Genomic DNA, 26,233 nt, shown 5'->3' with positions numbered 1-26,233 from the left:
AGAGTCGAAATTTAAATTGGCGGTGGAATTTGTGAGACAGATAATCAAAAAGCTTTATATGTTTATCATTAGCTTATTAAATTTAATTTATAGTAAAAAAAAGCTGAAGAATAATCATATCGTGGTCATGATGACATTTGCAGAAGATGTATTGCCCATTGTAGAAGCGTTAAATAGAAAATTATATAAAATTACAGTAATAGGTAACGAAGAAAATAGAAAATATATACAACAATTTGAAAATGTGACATTTCTACCTGCAGGTAATAAAAAAGTATTTCAACATATTAAAGCATTAAGCACTGCCAAGGTGATAATAATTGATACGTATTATTTAATGTTTGGTGGTTTCAAGAAAAAGACGAATCAGACAGTGATTCAAACGTGGCACGCTGCTGGTGCACTTAAAAACTTTGGGCTCCAAGATCACCAAGTGGACTTATCGAATAAACCAATGGTCAATCAGTATCAAAAGGTTTACCGAGCAACAGATAAATATTTAGTTGGTGGAGAACCAATGGTCACTTGTTTTAAAGATGCATTTGAAGCCGCCGACGAACAGTTTTTAAAAACAGGCCTGCCAAGATTAGTACCTTATACATTATTAAATGTTGAAAAAAGACAGCAAGAGCTTAAGAAACAATATGGTATAGAAGGAAAAGTAGCAGTATATGTGCCGACATATAGAGAACATAAGCAATCTAACCGTAATATTGATAAAGTGAATTTTGAAACTGCACTGCCGAACTATACTTTATTGAGTAAATTACATCCCTCTATAGCAAACGATAATCAAACAACGATTAACTTGCAATCTCTGATGATTATGGCAGATGTGATTATAAGTGATTATAGTTCATTGGCAATTGAGGCAAGTATTTTAGATAAACCTACATTATTTTATGTGTACGATGAGAAGCAATATGAAAAGGAGCGCGGTTTGAATTCATTTTATTATGACATACCCGCCCAATATAAAGCTTATAGTGAAGATGAGTTAGTGTGTAAACTACAAGAAAATAGTATAGTATGGTCTCCACTATTTGAAACTTGGCATGAGTACAATGCTAAAGATAGTTTAACGCAAGTCATTCACTATATAGAGGAAATGGTGAAACTATGAAAATATCAATAATAATTCCTGTATATAATGCAGCAAGTACAATTCGTAGAGCGATTGCATCGGTAGATACGAAACAAAATCATGAAATTATCTGTATCAATGATGGCTCTACCGATGAGAGTAGAACAGTTCTAGAGCAATTACAAAAAGAGTACCCAAATATTACGCTAATTAACCAGGAGAACAAAGGTGCAGCTGCAAGTAGAAATAAAGGACTTGCGCATATGACTGGTGACGTATTTATGTTTTTAGATGCTGATGATGAATTTTTAACGAGTAGAATTGATTTTATGGCAGATTTTTATCAAAAAGCGGAAGATGTGGATATCGTTTTAGGTCAAATAGCTAAAGGTAAACATGGTGAGTGGCAACCAATATATACGCATCAAGAAATTCAAAAGCTAGAGAAGATAGAGTTAGCGCAATGCCCTGATATCATGCAGTCAATTGGTCCAGGTGGGAAGATGTTTAGTGCACAGTTTGCAGATTTAAGATTTGATGAAGACGTTGTTTTTTGTGAAGAACATTGTTTTATTATAGCAGCATATAAAAAGGCGGAAAAAATTCAATTATTACCTAATATTGTATATGGATACAATGAAATAGAAGGATCTGTTACAAATCAACGTGCAGAACAGTTTGAATCTTACATGTTAGATGCTTTAAAAGTGAGAACACGTGTAATGGACATGTTGTCATCTAAAGATGAAAGAACGTATTATAGCTATCGAATGGATGAATTAATAGTAAGTTATTTACTACAAGCATATATCGAAAAGAATAATGTGATTACTAAAAAATTATTAGATAGTGTAACAACATATATCAAAGCAATGCAAAAAACAGATTACTCTGGTAAGGCTATGTTTAGAATAATTAAAGTAGTTGAGCAAGGGAGTAAAAAATGGAATAAAGCACTTTATCAACAATGGAGAGAAACACTATTAAGTGTTGGAATCGGTAGACCTAATTATTATCGTTTTAAAGTAGAAGTACTGCCAAAGCGTGTGAAATCAAGAGGAAAGATGAAATTAAAATATTATTTAAAACGCTAAAAAATGACAGAATTCGTAAACTTTTGAGCAATATGCTATAATTTTTAAAAATGTAAAATTTAAATTAATATTCTGTAAAGGGAGATATACTTATGAAACGTGTGATTACTTATGGTACGTATGATTTATTACATTACGGACATATAGAATTATTGAGAAGAGCGAGAGAAATGGGCGATTACTTAGTTGTAGCATTATCAACGGATGAGTTCAATCGCGTGAAAAATAAAAAATCATATTACAATTACGAACAACGTAAAATGATGTTAGAATCAATTCGTTACGTTGATTTAGTCATTCCTGAAGGCGGTTGGGGTCAAAAAGAAATCGATGTTGACCGTTATGAAATAGATACATTCGTTATGGGCCACGATTGGGAAGGTGAATTTGATTTCTTGAAAGAGAAATGTGAAGTCATTTACTTAAATCGTACAGAAGGTATCTCAACAACTAAAATTAAAAAAGAGCTTTATGGTGACGCAGAAAAATAAAGTGAGTTTGATATAGATTTTTTGTCGAAAGCATCACTTTTTAAAACTGAATATTAAAGTTAACTAACCCAAGTCATCTCGTTTTTGTGTTTACACAAAATTGAGATGACTTGGGTTTTTATATTGAAAAAACCACTTCCATATAAATTCAATTTAAATCGAATTTAATGAAAGTGGTTTTAAGTTAAATGTATTGAATAGGAGCAGTGCTATTCAACGAGCAAGACTAATTATTTACGTTTTGATTTTTTTCTGAATTTATCTAAAATGAGATAAACAATAATTGCAAGTGCAGTAATGATTAAGACCGTGCCCAGCAATGTTAGTATTGGATGGTCATCCCATGATGATTGGACAACTGTAGTTGTTTTATGAACGAGTGGTTTTTTCACACTTACTGTTGGTGGACCATATTTATCAGAAATAAATTCTCGATCATAATCAACATGTATTTTGCCATCTTCTACCACGAGTTTGTAATCATTTTTATCAAACTCTTTTGGTAACACATCATAAAGGTCTTTTTCTACATAATACGTATCGCCATTAATGTCTTGTTCACCTTTAGATAATATCTTTTCACGTTTATATTGATCAAAGGACATATTCATTAAGGCGTTCCCAATCTTATTACGTTCTTTCTCTCCACCGAGCGACTTATAATCGCCGGCCCCCATGATAGCCTGATTAATTCTAAAACCATCACGTTCGGTTGTAATGGTGTGGTTGTAATCTGCGATGTCGCTTGAACCAGTTTTCAAACCGTCAGTACCTTCTAAACTCATATCAGCACCTTCAAGTGAATGGTTAAAGGTATAATAAGTAACGCCGTGTTGTGTAGGTGCAAGTTGTTTTGTAAAGTGTAGGATTTTTGGTGTGTCTTGAACTGCACGTTGTGATAAAATAGCAAAATCTTTCGCTGTTGATGTAGAACTCTGTTGATCTTTATATTTCTCTGGCGTAAAATCCTTTAACAGAGTGTTTTCTGCGCCTGTTGGGTTAACGAAATGAGTGTTTTTCATGCCTAGAGATTTTGCTTTTTCATTCATCGCGTCTGTAAAATCTGAAACATTACCAGAAACTTCTTTTGCTAAAATAAGTGCAGCAGCATTACTAGAGTTTGAGACTGTTATTTGAAGTAATTCTTTGATAGTGTATGTCTCACCTGGATATAGTTTCGTGTTGCTAATTTTTGGTAAAGTGGACATTCGATAATGATCTTCTGTAATTTTTACAGTATCATCTAAAGATAACTTTCCTTTATTGACTGCATCAAGTGTGAGGTACATTGTCATCAGCTTGGTCATTGAAGCAGGGTACCAATCTTTATTCATCTGATACTGATAAAGAATTTGACCTGTTTGTGCAACATTAACTGCACCTTCTGGTTGGTAGTCTTCGGAAACACTTTGACCATATTGGTTTGCCGCTTGAGTAGGTGTTACTGTTTCTGCATCGGCAAAAGGTGTTATAATTGTACCAACAAAGAGTACAGTTATGATTGTCAGAATTAACTTTCTCATAATTACATTCCCTCTTAATATATTCAGTTTTAGTGCAATAGAAATATCTTAGCACATTTAGGTCAATAATAAAATGTTATAACAATGGTTTTTAGCCTTGTTGTGCTATAGATAAATGATTGTATGAAACCTTGTTGTGTGGAGTTGTATACGTAACATCTGTATTACTATTATGCTGAACTGCTCATTTTCATTAAATAGTAACTGAATTTCAAAATAATTTTAGAAGAGGTAATAAACATGAAGCAAGAGAATCCATTGTTCTACTTATTTAAAAAATTATCTTGGCCAGTGGGGCTGATTGTGATTGCTGTAACAATTTCTTCATTAGGTAGTATCACAGGACTAGCCGTACCTTTTTTCACTGGTAAACTTGTTGATGAATTTTCTTTTGAAGATATTAACTGGATGTTCATTGCCGCATTTATAGCTATATTTATCATAAATGCGTTACTGAGTGGTTTAGGCTTATATTTATTAAGTAAGATTGGTGAAAAGATTATTTATGCCATTCGCTCAGTCCTATGGCGACACATTATTCATTTGAAAATGCCATTCTTTGATCAAAACGAAAGCGGTCAATTAATGAGTCGTTTAACAGATGATACAAAAGTAATAAATGAATTTATCTCGCGTAAATTGCCCAATTTATTACCTTCCTTATTAACAATTATAGGTTCGTTAATTATGCTTTTTATAATGGATTGGAAAATGACATTATTAACTTTTATCACAATCCCATTATTTATTCTTATCATGATACCTTTAGGTAAGATTATGCAAAATATATCTAAAAAAACGCAATCAGAAATTGCTAACTTTAGTGGTTTGCTTGGCCGCGTATTAACAGAAATGCGCTTAGTTAAAATATCAAGTACTGAAAAGCTTGAATTGGATAATGCGCATAAAAATTTGAAAGAAATTTATTTTTTAGGTTTAAAACAAGCAAAAATTACAGCTATCATACAACCTATAACTGGAATGATCATGTTACTTACGATAGCTATTATTTTAGGTTTTGGTGCGATTAGAATTTCTACTGGTGCGATTACGGCTGGAACATTAATTGCAATGATTTTCTATGTTATTCAACTTTCTGCGCCACTCGTTAATTTATCTACTTTAGTGACGGATTATAAAAGAGCAGTAGGTGCTAGTAGCCGTATTTATGAAATTATGGAAGAACCTACCGAACCACTGGAGTCAAATCAAGGAAGCGAAATCATTGATGGTAGCCTAACATTTGCAAATGTTGATTTTAAATATGGCGTTAAACCGATACTTTCAAATGTCTCTTTTGATATACCACCAAGCAAAGTAACAGCATTCGTTGGGCCATCGGGGTCAGGTAAAAGTACAATCTTTAATATTATAGAACGTATGTATGAAATTGAAGAGGGTCACATTACATATGGTGGTAAATCTATTTACGATATCTCACTAGGAGATTGGCGTGAGAAAATTGGTTACGTTATGCAATCTAACGCATTAATGAACGGTACGATTAAAGATAATATTTTGTACGGTATCAACCGTGAAGTGACAGAGGATGAGCTAATCCATTATGCACAGTTAGCCAATTGTCATGAGTTTATCGAACACTTTGATGATGGCTACGATACGATAGTGGGTGAACGTGGTTTGAAATTATCTGGTGGACAGCGTCAACGTATAGATATTGCACGAAGCTTTGTTAAAAATCCAGATATTTTATTACTAGATGAAGCTACTGCCAATTTAGATAGTGAAAGTGAACGTAAAATTCAGGATGCATTAGAAGGACTAATGGAAAATCGTACGACAGTTGTTATTGCACATAGACTTTCTACTATTAAAAAAGCAGAACAAATTATCTTTATTGATGGTGGTGAAGTTACAGGTAAAGGAAGCCATCAAGAATTAATGGAAAATCACGAAAAATATCAACAATTTGTACGCACGCAAAATTTATCAAAATAGTAAAAAGCGAAAAACACATTTGAAAACCACATTGATGTATTCGCTTTCATAAGAAAACGCGGACATTTCCCGTTTGAAATTATGTTTCTCACTGTGATAATCGAACTATAAAATTGTTATTTTATATAAAGTCCATACATGCTATAATTATTGTGCATTATTAAGAAACGATGACTTGAAAAGTATATAACTAAATATATAAATAACTGAATTAACTAAACAGGGATAAGTAATATAAAAGTAAACACATTAAGGATTGTTATAAATGTGCCATTATCTGCTTTGACAATCATTTAATGTGTTTGCTTTAGTTATCCCGATACATAGCAACAAGTTACTTTTAGAAGTTCATTGTTATCATCGATTTAAAAAGGAATGGTGGGTGTATTATGTTTTTAGTGATTAACATAATTGGATTATTTGTTTTCTTAGGGCTTGCTGTACTATTTTCTAGAAACAAAAAAAATATCCAATGGAAATCGATTGGGATATTAGTCGTTTTAAATTTATTCTTAGCTTGGTTCTTTATGTCTTTTACTTGGGGCAAAACAGCTGTACAAGGTTTAGCAAATGGAATTTCTTGGGTAATTGATTCTGCCCATGCAGGGACTGGCTTCGCTTTTGCGAGTTGGGTAGAACCTGGCGCGATGGATATGGCAGTAAGTGCGTTATTTCCTATATTATTAGTTGTTCCATTATTTGATATTTTGATGTATTTCAATATATTACCAAAATTAATTGGTGCAATTGGTTGGGTATTAGCTAAAATTACGCGCCAACCTAAATTCGAATCATTCTTTGGGATAGAAATGATGTTTTTAGGTAATACTGAAGCACTTGCAGTATCAAATGAACAATTGAAACGAATGAAAGAAACGCGTGTACTAACAGTCGCAATGATGTCGATGAGTTCAGTATCTGGTGCGATTGTAGGTGCATATGTGTCTATGGTGCCGGGAGATTTAGTATTGACGGCAATTCCATTAAATATCATTAATGCGATTATTGTGTCTTCAATTTTAAATCCTGTATCTGTAGAGGAAAAAGAAGATATTATTTACAGTATTCGCAATGATGAAATAGAGCGTCAACCATTCTTCTCATTCTTAGGAGATTCAGTTTTAAATGCTGGTAAATTAATTTTAATTATTGTTGCATTCGTTATCAGTTTTGTAGCACTTTCTGATTTGATTGATCGCTTTATCAACTTGCTAACAGGTATTATAGGTGGTTGGGCAGGTCTTAAAGGAAGCTTTGGCTTAGATCAAATATTAGGTGCATTCATGTATCCATTCGCATTACTGCTTGGTTTACCGTGGGATGAAGCATGGATTGTAGCACAACAAATGGCGAAGAAAATTGTAACGAATGAGTTTGTAGTAATGGGGCAAATTAAAGATGTAATAGATTCTTATTCTCCTCATAGACGAGCTGTCATTACGACATTCTTGATATCATTCGCGAACTTCTCAACAATCGGTATGATCATAGGTACTTTAAAAGGTATTGTTGATAAAAAAACATCAGACTTCGTATCTCAATACGTGCCAATGTTATTACTTGCAGGTATTTTAGTGTCATTAATGACTGCAGGGTTTGTAGGATTGTTTGCTTGGTAAGAAGTTGTAGATAAAATATAGTTTCAGAATGCCAATAAAGTCGGAGACTTTGTTGGCATTTTTTTATGCACGCTTTTACAACGAGTGGTTTATCAATGTTATAAAATTATAGTCAATAAAACTTTGTGGGTAGTTTTTACGTTTTTGAAAATACTTCATAGTTTAACATTTCACATAAAAATAAAGCCAAGTAAATGAAGTGAGGAGACACATTCATCATTACTTGGCTTTTACGGGAAATGAATTAATTATATACTAATAGTAAGGACTAGGTACCATTAATATACTCGAGCAAAAATTGTTTTGTTTGTTACTATAAACAACACAAAGGAGATGGCTTCTTATTGGCTATCAATAAGAAGATAGATTTTATTATAGCAAAGGAATGCGCTAAAGTAAACCGAAAATTCAGAATTTTTAAAAATTGAAAAACTTAATTTTATAATTCACTTTATAATTGCTTTTTGAATATAATTTTCATGTGTTTTTATGCTGGTGGATGTTGTGGTATTGGTCATTTTTTGCTAACATTCAATTGATTGAAGCAAATACAAGGGGGTCGTGTAGGTGAATAAAACAGTACGTGATTTAATATTAGTCCTATTTGGATCATTTGCATTCTCGGCAGGGGTAAATACATTTATTATATCTGCTGATTTAGGTGAAGGAGGAGTGACTGGTTTAGCAATCGTACTATACTATGCCTTTCATATTTCTCCTGGTATTACCAATTTTGTATTTAATGCTGTGCTTATTGCAATTGGTTATAAATTTTTAAGTAAAAGAAGTATGTATTTAACGATTGTGGCTACAATATTAATATCGATATTTTTAGAATTAACAGCAAGTTGGCAAATTGAAACTGGAAATATACTAGTTAATGCGGTATTTGGTGGTCTATGCGTTGGTTTGGGTATAGGTGTTATTGTACTTGCTGGTGGTACAACAGCTGGAACAACGATTTTAGCAAGAATTGCTAATAAATATTTGGATATAAGTACACCATATGCATTGCTATTCTTTGATTTAATTGTAGTAGCAATTTCACTAACAGTAATTCCAATTTCTAGCGCGCTAGTAACAGTTATTTCATTGTATATTGGTACTAAAGTAATGGAATATGTAATAGAAGGTCTAAATACGAAGAAAGCAATGACAATTATTTCAAGCAATCCTGACGAAATAGCAAAAGTCATTGATGAACAAGTTGGGCGTGGACTGACTATTTTAAATGGTAGAGGTTATTTCACTAAACAAGATAAAGATATACTTTATGTTGTAATTACTAAAACACAAGTTACCAAGGCGAAGCGTTTGATAAGAAATATAGATGAGGAAGCCTTTTTAGTTATTCATGATGTGCGTGATGTTTATGGTAATGGTTTCTTGATTGATGAACATTAACTTATTTTAAAATATAAGTGCTTGAAATATAAATAAAGATTTTTTTACTGCCATGAAGTCTCCTGACCTCATGGCAGTTTTTTAAGTACGCCTTTTGCGGTCACAGCTTAAACCTGTAATTTATGGGTTTTGTTAGATTATCTAGATAGCTGTCTAGTGGATATTGAAGTTATTATATTAATGGTGAAACAACTAGTTATTTTTACCGTAATTTAACATTATATAAGATTATAAAAGGGATATTGTTTCTTTTTAATGTATATTAAATTAATCAAAAAGAGCGTTAAAAAGGATGAGATTTAATAGTCATAATATATAAAAAATGATATAATACCATCTGTGATAATGATTATCATTTATTAAATTGAATTAATGATATTTACGATGAATTGAGACAAATTAAATGTAAAAACATATATAGTGCATTATGCTTATTTATATAGGAAGAAGGGAATTTATGAGTCGCTTAGAAGGAGAACAAGTTACTATCGGTTATGGGGAAAATGTAATTGTTGAAAACTTAGATGTCCATATACCTGACGGTAAAATCACATCAATTATAGGGCCGAATGGTTGTGGGAAATCGACATTATTGAAAGCATTATCGAGATTATTACCTATTAAAAGTGGCGAAATTAAGTTAGATGGTGGGAACTTACACGCACAAGCAACCAAAGATATTGCCAAAAAAATTGCGATTTTACCACAATCTCCTGAAGTTGCGGATGGTCTTACAGTGGGAGAATTAGTATCCTATGGACGTTTCCCTCATCAAAAAGGATTTGGACGTCTTTCAGCAGAAGATAAAAAAGAAATCGATTGGGCGTTATCAGTTACAGGCACATATGAATTCAGACTACGTCCTATTAATGATTTAAGTGGAGGCCAGCGTCAAAGAGTATGGATAGCTATGGCATTGGCACAACGTACAGATATAATCTTTTTAGACGAACCCACGACTTTTTTAGATATTTCACATCAATTAGAAATTTTAGAGTTAATTACACAATTAAATAAAGAACAAGGTTGTACTATTGTTATGGTGTTACATGATATTAACCAAGCGGTGAGATTTTCAGATCATTTAATCACTATGAAAAATGGAGATATTATTGCTAATGGTGAGACTGAAGACGTATTAACTAAAGAAATTTTAGAAAAAGTATTCAATATAGATGTTGAAATTAGCACAGACCCAAGAACAGGGAAACCTATGCTAGTGACGTACGATTTATGTAGAAAAAGTTATTCGGAAGTTTAGAGGCTAATTATGACCACAAAGAAAAAGGGTAAGTTGAATTTTACAACTACATTTATAATAGTGTTTATATTACTAGTAGTTGCTTTAATTGTGTCGATTCTATATGGAGATGCAAAAATCCATATATCTACTATATTCGAGGCAATCTTCAATTATAATCCTAAAAACCAACAGCATAATATTATAAGTGAAATACGTATTCCAAGAGATCTCGGAGCAATCTTAGTAGGGGTTGCCTTAGCAACTTCAGGCGCTGTAATTCAAGGTGTTACTAAAAATGGTTTAGCAGATCCAAGTTTAATTGGTCTAAATGCTGGTGCCTCATTTATGTTGGCGCTTACCTTCGCATTTTATCCATCAGCACCATTCATCATATTGATGTTAGCAGGCTTTATTGGTGCACTCATAGGTGGCTTTTTCGTTTTAATGATAGGAAGATCAAGAAGCGATGGCTTTAACCCGATGAGAATTATATTAGCCGGAGCAGCAGTTAGTGCGTTACTAACAGCCTTAAGTCAAGGCGTAGCGCTATTATTTAGATTGAACCAAAGTTTGACGTTTTGGAGCGCTGGCGGCGTATCTGGAACAACATGGAATCAGTTGATGTGGGCAGCACCTTTTATTTTGGTGGCGCTTATCATTATGGTTAGTATGAGTAAACAGTTAACGATTTTAAATTTAGGTGAAACATTGGCTAGAGGCTTAGGACAGAATGTGGCGTTTACACGTGCTATCACTTTAATTTTATCTATGGTGATGGCTGGTGTAGCTGTTGCTATGGTAGGCCAAATTGCATTTGTTGGCTTGATGGTGCCACATATTGTGAGATATATAGTCGGTACAGACTACGCCCGTGTTATTCCACTCACAGCATTGGTTGGTGGCTTGTTGATGCTTGTGGCTGATACGGTTGCACGTATGTTAGGTGAAGCACCAGTTGGAGCTATTATTTCCTTTATAGGTGTACCTTACTTCTTGTATTTAGTTAAAAGAGGAGGTCGCTTCTCATGATAGATCCAAAACTGAGACATAAACAATGGTTAACAATGGTGATTCTGATTATACTTGTACTGCTAGCTTGTGCGTGGAGTATGACTTCAGGTGAGTATAAAATGTCGATAGGTACATTTTTCAAGACTTTAGTTGGTCAAGGCGCATATACCGATACATTGATATTAATGGAATTTAGAATGCCACGGATGATTATTACGATTTTAGCTGGTGCAGCATTAGCTATGAGTGGTGCGATTATCCAAAGTGTTACCAAGAACCCATTAGCTGAGCCAGGTATATTAGGAATTAATGCAGGTAGTGGTTTCGCCATAGCGCTATTTATGGTTATAGGAAATGTAGATGCTGGAAATTTTGTCTACGTACTACCAATCGTAAGCATGATTGGTGGCATCTTAACAGCATTTATCATCTTCTCATTTAGTTATAATAAAGGCGAAGGAATTACCCCTGCAAGTATGGTACTTGTTGGGGTAGGTATGGCTACTGCGTTAAGTGGTGGTTCAATGACTTTAATGTCCACATTTGATGAAGCTCAGTCAGAGTTTATTGCATCTTGGCTTGCCGGTAATATATGGGGAGATGAATGGGCATTTGTCATTGCATTTATACCATGGGTTCTCATATTGATTCCATTTTTATTATTTAAGTCTAATGTTTTAAATTTATTAAATACACATCAACATATAGCTCAAGGTGTAGGTGTAAAAATTGGCAGAGAACGCATCGTATTATTGCTTGTTGCAGTTATATTATCTTCTACTGCTGTTTCGGTAGCTGGTTCAATTGGCTTTATTGGCTTATTAGGACCACATATTGCTAAATCGATTGTTGGTCCAAGACACCAACTCTTTCTACCTATTTCAATATTAATAGGTGCATTTTTACTTGTGTTAGCAGATACGTTAGGACAAGTGATATTACAACCTTCAGGTATCCCAGCTGGGATTGTGGTCGCAATCATTGGTGCACCTTATTTCTTATATTTAATGTATAAAACCAAATCAGTATAAATTAAATGAAAAAGGAGCTTGGGCATAATTATATGTCTCAAGCTTTTTTATTTAAATATTTTTGATAATAATTTCAAAAGAAATCATTATCAATTTTCATATGTTAGCGTTTGCATTCATGTGTAGGGTATACTATAAATGAACATTCAAATTAGGAGGTCATCTCTATGAAAAAACTAATTAAAGATAAAACACAATTTTTAACAGATATGTTGGACGGACTTTCGTTAACGAATAATGAAATTGAAGTCATTGCAGATACTGTTGTTGTAAGAAAAGATAAGAAAAAGCAAGGCGTTGCTCTAGTTTCTGGTGGTGGAAGTGGTCACGAACCTGCACATGCTGGCTATGTAGCAGAAGGTATGCTCGACGCCGCTGTTTGTGGTGAAGTATTCACATCACCTACACCTGATAAAATTCTAAGTGCAATTAAAGCAGTTGATAATGGAGACGGTGTTTTACTTATAGTGAAGAACTATGCTGGTGATGTTATGAATTTTGAAATGGCACAAGAAATGGCAGAAATGGAAGACATACAAGTGGCAACAGTCATTGTTAAGGACGATATTGCAGTAAGCGATGATGATAAAAGAAGAGGCGTTGCTGGTACAGTATTAGCACATAAATATGCAGGTTATTTAGCAGACCAGGGTGAGTCATTAACTAACATTAAAGAAAAAGTAGACCAATTTTTACCAAGTGTTAAGACGTTGGGAATGGCTTTAACTGCGCCAATGGTACCGACAACTGGGCAATATGGATTTGATATTGAAAGTGATGAAATGGAAATCGGTGTAGGTATCCATGGAGAAAAAGGATTATCTAGAGAAAAAGTAGAAACTGTAGATCAAATTGTCGAGCGATTAATTAAAGCTTTAATGGAAGAAGTAAGCTCAGAAAAACTTATCGTTATGGTGAATGGTATGGGTGCTACACCATTATCGGAACTTAATATAGCAGCAAAATATGTAGCAGAAAATTTCCAAGAGAAGCACATTGATGTTGTACATTGGTTTGTGGGAGATTATATGACTGCATTAGATATGCAGGGCTTATCCTTAACATTAGTCCCATATACTGAAGAAGTGTTAACAGCATTAACTCAGTCTACAGCAAGTCCTTACTTTAATTAATAGTTGATTAGTCATAGATACGATAAGGAGTTGAACGCAAATGAATGTAAGTGAATTAAAGGAAAGATTACTTAATTTAGTAGAAGTGTTTGAAGAAAAAGAAACATTATTAACAGAATTAGATCGAGCAATAGGCGATGGTGACCATGGTGTGAACATGGTTAGAGGATTTAAAGCATTACCAGAGAAAATAGATGATAGTTCCATGCAAAATTTATTGAAGTCTACAGGTATGACTTTGATGTCTAATATTGGTGGCGCTTCAGGTCCATTGTATGGTTTTAGTTTTGTGAAAATGTCTCAAGTTGTTGGCGATGAGTTAGACGCTACAAACTTAAAAGAAGTATTGAATTCTTTTTCTGAAGCGATTAAGCAAAGAGGTAAAGTTGAATTAAATGAAAAAACGATGTATGACGTTATAGAACGTGCAAATGAAGCGGTACAACAAGGCGAAACTTTAAATGCAGATGTACTACAAACATACGCAGACGAAACAAAAGATATCGTTGCTACAAAAGGAAGAGCATCGTATTTTAAAGAAGAATCGAAAGGTCACATTGACCCAGGTGCACAGAGTAGTGTTTATATATTAAACGCATTGATTGGAGATGAATAATTATGACGAAAATTGTAATTGTGAGTCATAGCGAAGATATTGCAAACGGTACAAAAGCATTATTGGAACAAATGGCAGGAGATGTTTCAATATTAATACAAGGTGGCGTTGAAGGTAAAATTGGAACATCTTACGATCATATTCAAGAAATGATTAATGATTTAGACGATGATGCACTTTGTTTCTATGATATTGGCTCCGCAGAAATGAACTTAGATTTAGCTATTGAAATGTATGAAGGTAAGTATCAAGTAGTAAAAGTGGATGCACCAATTGTTGAAGGTAGTTTTACAGCTGCTGTTAAATTATCAGTAGGCGGTTCTATCGAAGAAATTGTCGAAGAATTGAAACGCAATTTCGGATAAAAATTCACTTGTTCATACCGATAGATTATTGATATAGGTTAGGTAATTATAATATTATAAGGTCTTCAATTAATATGGCAAAAAGATTCATTTTTATATGAATATATAAATGGTCTGTGGTAGAATAGAACCTAACTGTTATAGAAATCTGGATACCTAGGAGGACATTGCCATGAAAGATTTAATACAAAAGCATGTCTTAAACGGCGAATTCGAGTCAGTAAAACGTTTAATGTCCCAGACAGATTTTATGGAATTTGAAGAGGCTTACATTTCAAGTGCACATGAAGTAGAAAGCGTCATGTTTTATACATGTATTTTAGATATGATGAAAGTAGAAGAAACTGCAGAAATGCATGATTTGGCTTTTCTATTATTAGTTTATCCATTAAGTGAATTACAAGGTGCATTGGATTCAGCTTATTATCATGCAGAATCATCCATAAAACTTACGGACAGTAAAGAAGTGAAAAGTTTATTACAAATGTTATTGTTACATGCAGTTCCCGAACCAGTCATTTCTGATAAAAAAGCATTTGATGTGTCTCGACAAATACTTAAATTAGATCCGTCTAATAGTGTTGCGCGTAATGTGCTAAAAGAAACGGCTAAACGTATGGATAATGTCGTTGTAGACTTCAATGAATTAAATCGCTATAAAAATGCACATTAATTAACATGCTTAGCAATAAAACATATTTAACCGAAAAGCTCAGTTTTTAATTGAGTTTTTCGGTTTTTAATTTTGTTTTTCTATAAAAATTTATTAATTATAATATACATAATAAATTTTCACTGAGATTATAGAAATACAGCGACGATTTAAATGCTATGACATGTAGTTAACTTGAAAGCAATAAAAAATTAAAAAAATTTAGAGTTTTAAAATAGTGATAATAAGTGTATGGTAAATGTATAAAAATTCAAAAATAAAAGCTTTAATCTGTTTTAAACCCGCTAATACAGAATTTTAATTTATATTTAAAAATTAAAGTGAATTTTTAAATGTATGTAAATTCACTAGATGATTAGTGTAAAAAATAATTAATAGTGTTAATTTAAATTTTGTCGTGTTGCAAAATAATGACAGTGCGTTATAATAATTCAATGTGTTAACTTAAGAGGAGGTTATAAATCACATGGGCTTGAATAAAGAAGCTATAAAAATTGGTTTCGCTTATGTTGGTATCGTAGTAGGTGCTGGCTTTTCAACGGGACAAGAAGTAATGCAATTCTTTACTCCTTATGGGCTTTGGTCGTATCTAGGAGTTATTATATCAGGATTGATATTAGGGTTTGCAGGTCGACAAGTTGCTAAGATTGGTACTGCATTCGATGCACAAAATCATGAATCCACTTTAGATTATTTATTCGGTGGTGTATTTAGTAAGATTATTGATTATTTACTTATCTTCTTCTTATTTGGTATCTCAGTCACAATGATTGCAGGTGCAGGATCAACGTTTGAAGAAAGTTTTGGCATACCAACGTGGTTAGGTGCATTAATTATGGTGATTGCTATTTATATTACATTATTAATGAACTTTAACAAAATTGTACGTGCATTAGGTATGGTAACGCCATTCTTAATTATTTTAGTTGTTATCATTGCAATATTTTACTTATTTAATGGAAATATTTCCTTTGCAGAAGTAAACCAAACAGTTCCAGAGGCGAGTATTTGGAAAGGTATTCTTTACGGTATTATTTATGGTGGATTAGCATTCGCAGTTGGTTTTAGTACAATTGTTGCAATCGGTGGCGATGCTTCGAAACGAAAAATATCTGGTGCAGGTGCGTTATTTGGTGGTGTTGTATACACAATATTACTAGCGCTTATCAACTTTGCATTACAATCAGAGTTTACGACAATTAAAGATGCTTCTATTCCAACACTAACGTTAGCAAATGAAATTAATCCATGGATTGGTTTTGTATTATCGATTATTATGTTAGCAGTTATGTACAATACAATTCTTGGTTTAACGTATTCGTTTGCTGCAAGATTTACAGAACCATATAGTAAAAATTATCATGTGTTTATAGTTGCAATGGTGCTCGTAGCTTATGCATTAAGTTTCGTAGGTTTCGCAGATTTAATTAACTTCTTATATCCAATCATGGGTGTAATTGGCTTAGTTGTAGTTATTGCAGTACTTATTAAATACTATTCAAGAAAAAATCAAAATAAAGATCACATAGCGTAATCGTGATGAAATAAAGTATAAATAAAATTAGGATATAAATCCTAGATTTAATAAATGGCTGTTAGAATCCTATTGGATATCTAGCAGCCATTTTTGTTTTAAAATATGATATTAACTTATATAGAGAAAATTTTATAATTATTAATGGTAGTTTATTAATGTGGTTTTAAAATAAAGAAAATAGCAGTTTTATCTAATATAATCGTTCAAATAAATACTACTACGTACTAATTAATTATGATACAATGCATGCGAAAGGGAAGGTCGAGCATGAAGAAAAAACATAAATGGACAATTATCGCTATTGTTGTTTTTGTTATCGTTGCAATTGTGATTGCAATATTACTAAAGCAACAATATGACCGACAAAATGCCCAAGAATTTAAAGAAAAAGTACAAATTAATAATGAAAATGTAAATGCATTTACTAATATAACTTATAGTAGTGGGATACCCAATAGCCGCTTAGATATTTTAACACCTACTGAATTAGATCAAGATAATAAATTGCCTGTCATTTTTTGGTTACATGGTGGAGGATTTATTGCAGGAGATAAACAATATAAAAACCCGTTATTATCAAAATTTGCTGAACAGGGTTATATCGTAGTGAATATTAATTATGCACTTGCACCTGACTATAAATACCCGACACAGTTAAAACAAATTGATCGCGCAGTTCAGTTTATCAAACAGAACAAACATGAGTTACCTATAGATTTTGATCAAGTTGTTTTCGGTGGTGATTCAGCAGGTGCCCAATTATCCAGTCAATTTACAGCTATCCAAACAAATGAATCATTACGAGAAGATATGGAGTTTAATCAACAATTTGAACCAGATCAAATCAAAGCAGCAATCTTTTTTGGTGGCTTTTATGATATGAAAACTGTGAAAGAAACAGAATTTCCAAGAATACAGCTCTTTATGGAGAGTTACACTGGCAAGAGAGATTGGGAACAACAATTTAAATATATCAGTGAAATGTCTACGATAAACCAAGTGACAAAAGATTATCCACCAACATTTTTATCAGTAGGGGATGCAGATCCATTTTATAGTCAAAATATTGATTTTTATAAAAAACTAAAAGAAAAAGATGTTCCAGTGGATAAACTGTTTTATGATGGATCACATAATTTAAGGCATCAATACCAATTTCATATGCAATTACCAGAGTCACAGCAAAATATGAAAGATACGTTGAGTTTCTTAAGTAGAAACACAAGTGCTTCTGGTGTAGAGAGGGAATTAAAACCTGAATCAAAAAATCCTGATGGCGTTCAATTGAATCCTTACTAATGTGTTAAGTTAGCTAGAAGTAATAAAGTTATATAAATAAATTCAAAAAACAGCTTATAGCTCTCCTGTAATGGATACTATAAGCTGTTTTTAGTTCTAGTCTTCTTTGTCAGACTTAATTCATATAACGAAATGTTATTAGAAAAATTAGATTTCTGTTCCATTCCCATTTATTAATTTATAATTAAACTATAATAATGAAACGTTTAATATATAAACATTGAGGTAGACTAAAGTAATAACTTAGACATTATATATTTATTGAAATAACGTCCATCGATATAAAGTTTATCTCGAAGTTCGCCGTCAATCTGATATCCAGCAGCTTTAAATAAAGCTACTGCTGTTTCATTTTCAGGGACTACAGAAACTTCGATTCGGCGAATGTTATGGTTTAAGCACCACGCTTCAATAGAATTAATAAGTGATTGACCAAGCCCTTTTTCTCGATAGTGTCTAATAACACCCATGGAAAAATTGGCTTCATGACGTGTACGTTCAAATTTTTCAGTTGTTACGATTGAAAACCCAACAAGTTCACCATTATTTTCGGCAACGTATATTGCATTGGACGGTGATGTTATATAATGTTCCAAGTTTAAAACAGCATCACTGTTAGATGGAGCATACTCACCAGGATTATATATTAAATATTCAGATTCATCATAGATAGTAGTTAATAATTTTACAAATGGATCTATATCATTGATACCAATTTCACGAATTTGATGAACCATAAGTGTCCACTCCTTATTTCTATTTTGCTGATACTCAGTTATAGTATAACTTAACATCATTAGCATGATTTTACTAGGAGATATTTGAATTGGGCCAAATTAATATAAAGGAAGTATAACTATGAAACCTAATATTTTATTAGCAGGTGTAACAGGCTATATAGGAAAAAACTTAATACAATCCATTAAAGATGACGCAACGCTTTTTACGATGTCGAAATATCCTAAAGAAGATGAGTTTCAAGAAGTAACATGGTTAAAAAAAGATATTTATAATTATAATGATGTCCTTGAGTCAATGGAAGGTATGGATATGGCCATCTATTATTTAGATCCAACCAAGCATTCAGCAAAGCTGACAAAAGCAACAGCTAGAGATATGAATTTAATTGCTGCTGATAATTTTGGGCGTGCGACGGCAAAAAAAGGAATAAAAAAAATCATTTATATTAGTGGTAGTCGTTTTGATAATGAGTCAATAGACCGATTGTCGGCGTATGGAACGCCTGTCGAAAAAACAGAAGTAAAAGTTTCACGACCTCATGTTGCAGTCGAGTTACAAGTTTCAAAGTATGATGATGTACGCAGTGCACTTAATGTACAACTGCCAATGAACTGGACCTTAAATCAGATGGTGGAATATTATTTTGATTGGTTGAATAAAACTAAAGGAACGATGTTACATACTTATAATGAGGGCGATAATTTTGTTGTTTATATAAAAGATAAACGCAATCCAATACTTGTACTTCATAAAACGATAACAGAAAGTGATATGATTACATTAAATTTAGTAGGTGGATCGATAGTGAAACCGAATTTAACGAAACAAGGAAAGTTAGAATTTCGAAAACTGGAAGGTACACAAACTGTAATTGTTCATTTATATGATTATATTCCTAAACTCATTTGGCCAGCGTATTACTTGTTCCAATCGCCATTTCAAGATTTGATGATGAGAGGATTCGAAATAGATTGTCGTATTAAGCATTTCAATGGTCGTATACAGTCAGGAGAAGAAATAAAATATACTAAATAATTGAAAAGGTGATCATGTGGACATTTTATTAGTAGAAGATGATATGACATTATTTAAAGAACTGAGCGAAGAATTAGAGCAATGGGACTTTCAAGTGCATGGCATCAGTGATTTTAATGATGTTATGTCAAAGTTTGAAGCAGTGAATGCTGCAATTGTAATTATGGATGTTAAATTGCCTAAGTATGATGGTTTTTATTGGACTCGAAAAATTAGAGAGGTCTCCAATACACCTATTCTTTTCTTATCTTCACGCGATAATCCAATGGATCAAGTTATGAGTATGGAATTAGGCGCAGATGACTATGTCCAAAAACCATTTAATACGAGTGTACTTATTGCCAAACTACAAGCTATATATAGACGTGTTTATCAATTCAGTATTGAAGAGAAGCGTGTACTGTCTTGGCAAGAAACGACTTTAGATTTATCTAAAGATAGCATTAGTAAAGGTGATGCTCAAATCTATTTATCTAAGACTGAAATGGTTATTTTAGAAATGTTAGTGAAAAAGCAAAATCAAATCGTTACTAGAGATACTTTGATTACAGCATTGTGGGATGATGAAGCATTTGTAAGTGATAACACGTTAACTGTAAACGTGAATCGTTTAAGAAAAAAATTAGCTGATATTGATATGAATGATGCGATTGAAACTAAAATAGGCAAAGGGTATATGGCGCATGGCTAACATTAAATGGTTATTAATTTTCCTTCGTTCTCGATTAAATTGGATACTTTGGCTCATATTATTACATTTCATTTTTCTATTTATTGCATATTTAGATTACGATATCAGTGTAAGTAGTATTTTTTATATTATTATTTTGAATTTAGGAATCTCAGTGATTTTTTTGTTATATACATATATAAAGGAAGTAAAATTTTTCAAATACTTGTACAATAACATCGAGCCTGAAGAACTAAAACATAAATCTCTTGCTGATACTCCCTTTCAACAAGAGATGGTAAATTATTTATATAATCAAATTACTAGTCAGAAAAGGTTAGTTACAACTCAAAAACAACAAATTCAAACAACTGAAGCGTCATTAACTGATTTTGTGCATGACATTAAGACACCAGTAACAGCAATGAAGCTACTTATTGAAAAAGAGCGAGATGTAGAGAGAAAGTACGCCTTGCTTTATGAGTGGTCAAGAATTAATGGAATGTTAGACAGACAATTATTTTTAACGAGATTAGAATTTCAAAATAATGATTTATACTTTGAACATGTAGCATTAAAACGTCTTATTATAGAAGAAATACAAATCACAAGGTATATTAGTCAATCTAAAGGCATTGATTACGATCTTGATTTTGAAGCGGACTACGATGTCTATACAGATACAAAATGGTGTCGGATGATGATAAGACAAATTTTATCTAATGCCATCAAATATAGTGAAGATAGTACAATTCACATTAAAGCCCATATAGTTAATAAACATATAACACTTGAAATTATAGATGAAGGTAGAGGAATCAGTAAGAAAGATTTGCCGAGAATTTACGATAAAGGATTTACTTCCACTGCTTACCGTAATGAGACGACTTCATCGGGCATTGGTTTATATTTAGTAGGTAACGTTAAAGACAAATTAGGAATACGAGTAGATATCACTTCCGAAGAACAAATAGGAACTAAGGCTACATTTATGTTTCCTAATCAAAATGAACTTATTGCAAGACTATCTGAAAAGCATTGATAAAGTCTTACGGCTTTTGGAAGTAATTTGTGTACACTTTCCGTCAGCACAGTCTCAGCTGGGAGTCTTCGTCTAGTGCTTTATTAACTAAGATGGACTTGAGCCCAATCACTTCCATTTTCAAAGAAAAGAATACAATTAATCGTAATTGTCCTTGTTCTGAAGCATTGAAGTTTTTTAACTTTCAATGCTTTTTTTATTATGAATATAAAACGTTAATTATGGAATTCGCCAATTTGAAATGGGGACTATAATATATTTTAGATGATTATATTTTGTAAGAATATTTTATTCTTACAAGTTCTAAATGTTAAGAGATTGTAAATTTAATTGTGGAATTGTAAATTTTGTGCTATTTTCATATAAGGACAAATCAACATTTGCGAGATTTTTTAACCGGTATAGAAGCAAAGACTCATTTTCATGAAGGTAAGGGCACATTAAGTAATGAAATGATGAGTGAATTGTAAATCTTGCCAATTTTAATTTGTCTTAAAAGAGTTTTGATTTTTTAAATTTATTGAAGCTGATTGGAAACAGTCGCTGTAAATGGAGGATTTTTTGGATGTTTAACAAGAAAAAAGATAAGTTCATGGTGCAACTTGAAGAAATGGTCTTTAACTTAGATCGAGCTGCAATTGAGTTTGGGAAAATGGATTTTAATACGCACTTAGATCTGAAAGCTTATTCAGACAATATTAAAAAATATGAATCACACGGTGATGAATTAATGCATCAAGTGATTTCCGATTTAAACCAAACCTTCATCACACCAATTGAACGTGAGGATATCCTTTCATTATGTAATGCAATTGATGATGTTTTAGATGCAATAGAAGAAACGTCAGCGATGTTTGAAATGTATTCAATTGAATATACAGATGAATATATGGCTGAATTTGTTGATAATATCCAAAAAGCTATTGCAGAAATGAAATTAGCTGTTGGTTTACTCGTTGATAAAAAATTATCTCATATGCGTATTCATTCTATTAATATTAAAGAATTTGAAACAAATTGTGATGGCATTTTACGTCAATCAATCAAACACATTTTTAACAGTGAAACAGATCCAATAACGCTTATTAAAATAAAAGAAATTTATGAAAGCATGGAAGAAATTGCAGATAAATGTCAAGCTGTAGCGAATAACTTTGAAACTATAATTATGAAAAATAGCTAAGGAGTCCTAACTAATGGAATATATTTTAATCATCACAGTAGCTATTGTTATTTTTTCACTTATCTTTGACTTTATCAATGGTTTTCATGATACAGCCAATGCTGTCGCTACTGCTGTTTCAACTCGTGCATTAACGCCTAGAACTGCTATTATATTAGCATCAGTTATGAACTTTATTGGTGCATTAGCTTTTACTGGAGTTGCAGGTACAATAACTAAAGATATTGTAGACCCATTTAAATTAGAAAATGGGCTTGTTGTGGTGCTGTCGGCTATCATTGCAGCGATTTTTTGGAACTTGCTTACTTGGTTTTATGGTATACCGAGTTCATCTTCGCATGCGTTAATTGGTTCCATTGCAGGTGCAGCTATCGCATCTCAGGGGTCATTTGCCGTATTACACTATGAAGGTTTTACAAAAATCATTGCTGTTTTACTTATATCACCAGTAATTGCTTTTTGTGTAGGTTTCATTATGTATTCAATTGTTAAAGTCGTATTTAAAAATGCAAACTTAACAAAAACAAATAGAAACTTTAGATTCTTCCAAATTTTCACAGCGTCGTTACAATCATTTTCACATGGTACCAACGATGCTCAAAAATCAATGGGTATTATTACATTAGCTTTAATCGTAGCTAACTTACAACCAAGTGGTACTGTTGAACCACAATTGTGGGTTAAAATTGCCTGTGCTACTGCTATGGGGTTAGGGACAGCTGTTGGTGGTTGGAAAATCATTAAAACAGTTGGTGGCAATATAATGAAAATTCGTCCGGCTAATGGTGCTGCGGCAGATTTATCATCTGCTTTAACAATCTTTGTAGCATCTTCATTACATTTTCCGTTATCAACGACACATGTTGTTTCTTCATCTATTCTAGGTGTAGGTTCATCTAATCGTATTAAAGGTGTGAAATGGAATACTGCACAACGTATGATTGTTACATGGGTTATTACAATGCCGATTTCTGCAATTGTTGCTGCCCTTGTATATTTCGTTGTGAATATCTTCCTGTAAGTAGGCATGGTATAGCATGATTAGCCTTTGAAATAATAAAAGAGTTTGGACGTGATTGTCTATTCTCAAAAATAGGAACACCAAATTATTACTTTTTATAATTTGGTGTTCCTTATTTATAGACATCAGTGGCTTTGTTATGAGCATTTTATAAGTTATATTAACAAGAGGTAGTAAAGATATTTGTACGCTCATAAGACGACTGAGTGAGCTTATGAATGATATTATATGTAATTTTCTTTAAAATTTTTCAAATTAAAAAGCAGTTAGAGTTCAAAAGAGAAGTCTAACTGCTTTTTATTCAATATTATATTCATAGATTAATGAATATAATTATAGCTTGAAGCTTGTGAAGCTGGGATTGTACGATAATCCACTGTCCCTGGTGCTGTATTATAATTCATTTCTGAAATTAAAATACTACCATCTGGATTAACTTGTTCTACATAAGCCACGTGACCGATAGGGCCTTCGTAATTTTGCATAATTGAACCAACGCTTGGTGTATTATTTACAGTATAACCATCTGCTGCTGCATTGTTTGCCCAATGATCAGCGTTCCACCAATATGTGCTGATTGGTTTGCCAGTCTCAGCTCTACGATTGAATACGTGCCATGTACATTGACCCCAATCGTATAGATTAGCATCACTTGCTGATGAACTACCTGTATTTGGATTTGGTGTTGTTGTACCACCAGAACCGCCAGAACCACCAGTTGCACCTGGAATTGTTAACGTTTGATTAGGATAGATTATGTATCCACTCAAATTGTTTGCTGATATAAGTTCATCTACTGAAACACCATAATTATTGGCAATGATGTTTAGTGACTCACCAGATTCTACAGTATGCGTTGAACCACCAGATGATTGTGAAGAAGAGTTTGAACTTGAGCCTTGCTCTTGTGAACCACTTCCACCAATTTCAATAACTTGTCCCGGAAATACGATATTGTTATTGATATCATTACTTTGTTTGATTTCATCTACTGATACACCGTATTGTTGTGAAATTGTCCAAAGTGACTCACCAGATTTTACTGTGTGTTGTGTTGATGCATCGGCTTCATGATTGGAAATAACCGCTGCAGCGCCTGAAGCAGCTGTTACTGCAAATGCTAACTTTTTCAAAAAGAACTCCTCCTTCAATTCTTATATATCCCAAAAGCAGATATGTATTAAATATATGTGATAGTTTCTTTAATCTCAATTCACGTTCCATACTATCAAAAATCAGATGTTTTGTGGGTGTTGTTATAAAGATGTAATATTATTAACATTTGAGTACAAAAAGGATGAAGTGCCTTTAAGACGTTTCTTGTGCGATTTATAAGACATTATAAAGAGATAATTGTATTGAACTTTTTCGTGTTTGTAACAATTAAGTTGCTTGTAGTTATAAATAAATAGACTCAGCTAAAGAGATTTGGAAAATTATGTGGTTCATGTTTGGTATTGTTTGAAATAGTGAAAGTTAAAGTATTACGCTTATTGAAAGATTATAGTATGTTATTAATGTTATTATAATATTCAAGTATTTAAATATTTTTTTATAGTTAAGGAGTGAATCAATTGGCTGAAACTGCACAACATATAAATAAGCATAAACAACAGTCTAAAGATAAGTCTAAGTCTCATGCTTACGGAAAAGTATGGCTCTTTTTTGTCTATTACTGGATTATTTTTGGCATTGGTTGTTACTTCGGACAATACTTGCCGTTGGAATGGAGAAGACCTTTATCTTTCGTGTTACTTGGTTTAGTTCTTATCACCGTTATTTTTAACAGAGCGCGTAAATATGGTTTAGTAATTTCTCATATATATGCAATTGTAGTAGGATTGCTATCATTCGCAACATTTACGACATATATGCAAAATTTAGGACCTGAAGTATTCTATAAAAATGTGATTCTTGCCATTGCAGGATTTATGGTGTTTGGTATTATAGGCTTTTTTGTAATTGGCAATGCCGCAAGTATGGGTAAATACTTATTTGTAACATTAGTAGCCCTAATTGTTGCAAGCTTGATTGGTATGTTTATTCAAAATTCATTGTTCCACACGATTATTACTGTGGTAGGTCTATTATTGTTCCTGCTTTACACCTTATACGACTTTAACCGTATGAAACGGGGGCAATTCTCACCAAGAGAAATGGGCTTTAATTTATTCATCAATTTATTACACATTATAAAATACGTTTTAAGACTAGCGAATAAATTTAGAAAATAAAATATGAAGTAAGTACAGATAAAGTACTTGGTTTTTGATAGTTAATTATTTAACATGTTAACACCCTTAAAGTAGATTTTAGTAATCAACTTTAAGGGTGTTTTTTATATTGCCATTATATAGTGATGACACGATTTAAAAAAGAGCAATCTAATTAGTTCTTATTATAATTTAGTTAAATTAATGAAAAAGTGTTGACAAATTTAATTATTTTATTCAAAATTG

24 protein-coding genes are annotated in these 26,233 nt (G+C 32.5%); 21 read left to right on the top strand and 3 right to left on the bottom strand.

Going from position 1 to position 26,233, the window contains the following annotated elements:
• Nucleotides 1-31: 31 nt before the first annotated feature.
• From tarB to tagD, 3 genes are all read left to right on the top strand, one after another.
• Complete coding sequence (gene tarB, locus MHB47_RS10850) at nt 32-1,123, top strand: teichoic acid glycerol-phosphate primase TarB (protein ID WP_340756638.1); 1,092 nt, start codon at nt 32-34, stop codon at nt 1,121-1,123.
• Complete coding sequence (locus MHB47_RS10845) at nt 1,120-2,178, top strand: glycosyltransferase family 2 protein (RefSeq protein WP_340756636.1); 1,059 nt, start codon at nt 1,120-1,122, stop codon at nt 2,176-2,178. The genes tarB and MHB47_RS10845 overlap by 4 nt, the downstream gene beginning before the upstream one ends.
• Before the next feature lie 92 nt (nt 2,179-2,270).
• The gene (tagD, locus tag MHB47_RS10840; RefSeq protein ID WP_021339380.1) at nt 2,271-2,669 is read left to right on the top strand and encodes a glycerol-3-phosphate cytidylyltransferase; all 399 of its coding nucleotides are present in this window, start codon (nt 2,271-2,273) and stop codon (nt 2,667-2,669) included.
• 230 nt (nt 2,670-2,899) lie between these two features.
• Here tagD and pbp4 read toward each other — a convergent pair whose 3' ends face one another.
• Complete coding sequence (pbp4, locus tag MHB47_RS10835; protein ID WP_340756634.1) at nt 2,900-4,192, bottom strand: penicillin-binding protein PBP4; 1,293 nt, start codon at nt 4,190-4,192, stop codon at nt 2,900-2,902.
• A gap of 240 nt (nt 4,193-4,432) precedes the next feature.
• Between pbp4 and MHB47_RS10830 the strand changes: the two genes are divergently transcribed.
• From MHB47_RS10830 to MHB47_RS10775, 12 genes are all read left to right on the top strand, one after another.
• A complete protein-coding gene (locus tag MHB47_RS10830) occupies nt 4,433-6,151 on the top strand; it encodes an ABC transporter ATP-binding protein (RefSeq protein WP_340756631.1) in 1,719 nt (572 codons plus the stop codon).
• 389 nt (nt 6,152-6,540) lie between these two features.
• A complete protein-coding gene (locus MHB47_RS10825; RefSeq protein WP_021339383.1) occupies nt 6,541-7,770 on the top strand; it encodes a NupC/NupG family nucleoside CNT transporter in 1,230 nt (409 codons plus the stop codon).
• A gap of 567 nt (nt 7,771-8,337) precedes the next feature.
• Nucleotides 8,338-9,174, top strand: coding sequence for a YitT family protein (locus MHB47_RS10820; protein WP_021339384.1), 837 nt, complete (start codon nt 8,338-8,340; stop codon nt 9,172-9,174).
• A 457-nt stretch (nt 9,175-9,631) separates the two neighbouring features.
• Nucleotides 9,632-10,435 (top strand): ABC transporter ATP-binding protein, encoded by an 804-nt coding sequence (locus MHB47_RS10815; RefSeq protein WP_002508383.1) that lies wholly within the window; start codon nt 9,632-9,634, stop codon nt 10,433-10,435.
• A 9-nt stretch (nt 10,436-10,444) separates the two neighbouring features.
• The gene (locus MHB47_RS10810) at nt 10,445-11,446 is read left to right on the top strand and encodes a FecCD family ABC transporter permease (RefSeq protein ID WP_002508382.1); all 1,002 of its coding nucleotides are present in this window, start codon (nt 10,445-10,447) and stop codon (nt 11,444-11,446) included.
• Nucleotides 11,443-12,459, top strand: a complete 1,017-nt coding sequence (locus MHB47_RS10805) for a FecCD family ABC transporter permease (RefSeq protein WP_002508381.1) — start codon at nt 11,443-11,445, stop codon at nt 12,457-12,459. Before MHB47_RS10810 ends, MHB47_RS10805 begins: the two co-directional genes overlap by 4 nt.
• 167 nt (nt 12,460-12,626) lie before the next feature.
• The gene (dhaK, locus tag MHB47_RS10800) at nt 12,627-13,592 is read left to right on the top strand and encodes a dihydroxyacetone kinase subunit DhaK (RefSeq protein WP_002508380.1); all 966 of its coding nucleotides are present in this window, start codon (nt 12,627-12,629) and stop codon (nt 13,590-13,592) included.
• A gap of 40 nt (nt 13,593-13,632) precedes the next feature.
• On the top strand, nt 13,633-14,208 hold the full coding sequence (dhaL, locus tag MHB47_RS10795; protein WP_002508379.1) for a dihydroxyacetone kinase subunit DhaL: 576 nt from the start codon (nt 13,633-13,635) through the stop codon (nt 14,206-14,208).
• Between the two features lie 2 nt (nt 14,209-14,210).
• Entirely contained in the window at nt 14,211-14,573 is a 363-nt protein-coding gene (dhaM, locus tag MHB47_RS10790; protein ID WP_021339387.1) for a dihydroxyacetone kinase phosphoryl donor subunit DhaM, read from the top strand.
• 172 nt (nt 14,574-14,745) lie between these two features.
• A complete protein-coding gene (locus MHB47_RS10785) occupies nt 14,746-15,246 on the top strand; it encodes a hypothetical protein (protein WP_002508377.1) in 501 nt (166 codons plus the stop codon).
• 466 nt (nt 15,247-15,712) lie between these two features.
• Nucleotides 15,713-16,780: a YkvI family membrane protein gene (locus MHB47_RS10780; RefSeq protein WP_340756627.1), complete on the top strand. Its 1,068-nt coding sequence runs from the start codon at nt 15,713-15,715 to the stop codon at nt 16,778-16,780.
• A 270-nt stretch (nt 16,781-17,050) separates the two neighbouring features.
• Nucleotides 17,051-18,082, top strand: a complete 1,032-nt coding sequence (locus MHB47_RS10775) for an alpha/beta hydrolase (RefSeq protein ID WP_021339389.1) — start codon at nt 17,051-17,053, stop codon at nt 18,080-18,082.
• Between the two features lie 230 nt (nt 18,083-18,312).
• Here MHB47_RS10775 and MHB47_RS10770 read toward each other — a convergent pair whose 3' ends face one another.
• Entirely contained in the window at nt 18,313-18,819 is a 507-nt protein-coding gene (locus MHB47_RS10770; protein WP_340756625.1) for a GNAT family N-acetyltransferase, read from the bottom strand.
• Between the two features lie 121 nt (nt 18,820-18,940).
• On the opposite strand from MHB47_RS10770, the gene MHB47_RS10765 reads away from it, so the two are divergent.
• From MHB47_RS10765 to MHB47_RS10745, 5 genes are all read left to right on the top strand, one after another.
• On the top strand, nt 18,941-19,858 hold the full coding sequence (locus tag MHB47_RS10765; RefSeq protein ID WP_340756623.1) for a 3-beta hydroxysteroid dehydrogenase: 918 nt from the start codon (nt 18,941-18,943) through the stop codon (nt 19,856-19,858).
• A 16-nt stretch (nt 19,859-19,874) separates the two neighbouring features.
• Complete coding sequence (locus MHB47_RS10760; RefSeq protein WP_002508372.1) at nt 19,875-20,549, top strand: response regulator transcription factor; 675 nt, start codon at nt 19,875-19,877, stop codon at nt 20,547-20,549.
• Nucleotides 20,542-21,570, top strand: coding sequence for a sensor histidine kinase (locus tag MHB47_RS10755; RefSeq protein WP_340756621.1), 1,029 nt, complete (start codon nt 20,542-20,544; stop codon nt 21,568-21,570). Before MHB47_RS10760 ends, MHB47_RS10755 begins: the two co-directional genes overlap by 8 nt.
• Nucleotides 21,571-22,135: 565 nt before the next feature.
• Entirely contained in the window at nt 22,136-22,753 is a 618-nt protein-coding gene (locus MHB47_RS10750; protein WP_002508370.1) for a DUF47 domain-containing protein, read from the top strand.
• A 13-nt stretch (nt 22,754-22,766) separates the two neighbouring features.
• Complete coding sequence (locus MHB47_RS10745) at nt 22,767-23,774, top strand: inorganic phosphate transporter (RefSeq protein ID WP_002508369.1); 1,008 nt, start codon at nt 22,767-22,769, stop codon at nt 23,772-23,774.
• 320 nt (nt 23,775-24,094) lie between these two features.
• Here MHB47_RS10745 and MHB47_RS10740 read toward each other — a convergent pair whose 3' ends face one another.
• Nucleotides 24,095-24,907, bottom strand: a complete 813-nt coding sequence (locus MHB47_RS10740; RefSeq protein WP_021339391.1) for a LysM peptidoglycan-binding domain-containing protein — start codon at nt 24,905-24,907, stop codon at nt 24,095-24,097.
• A gap of 441 nt (nt 24,908-25,348) precedes the next feature.
• On the opposite strand from MHB47_RS10740, the gene MHB47_RS10735 reads away from it, so the two are divergent.
• On the top strand, nt 25,349-26,008 hold the full coding sequence (locus MHB47_RS10735) for a Bax inhibitor-1/YccA family protein (RefSeq protein ID WP_107514434.1): 660 nt from the start codon (nt 25,349-25,351) through the stop codon (nt 26,006-26,008).
• Nucleotides 26,009-26,233: the final 225 nt, after the last annotated feature.

The organism is Staphylococcus sp. FSL K6-3157 (assembly GCF_038005145.1).
GTDB lineage: Bacteria > Bacillota > Bacilli > Staphylococcales > Staphylococcaceae > Staphylococcus > Staphylococcus equorum.
This window is presented reverse-complemented; position numbering and strand designations above follow the sequence as displayed.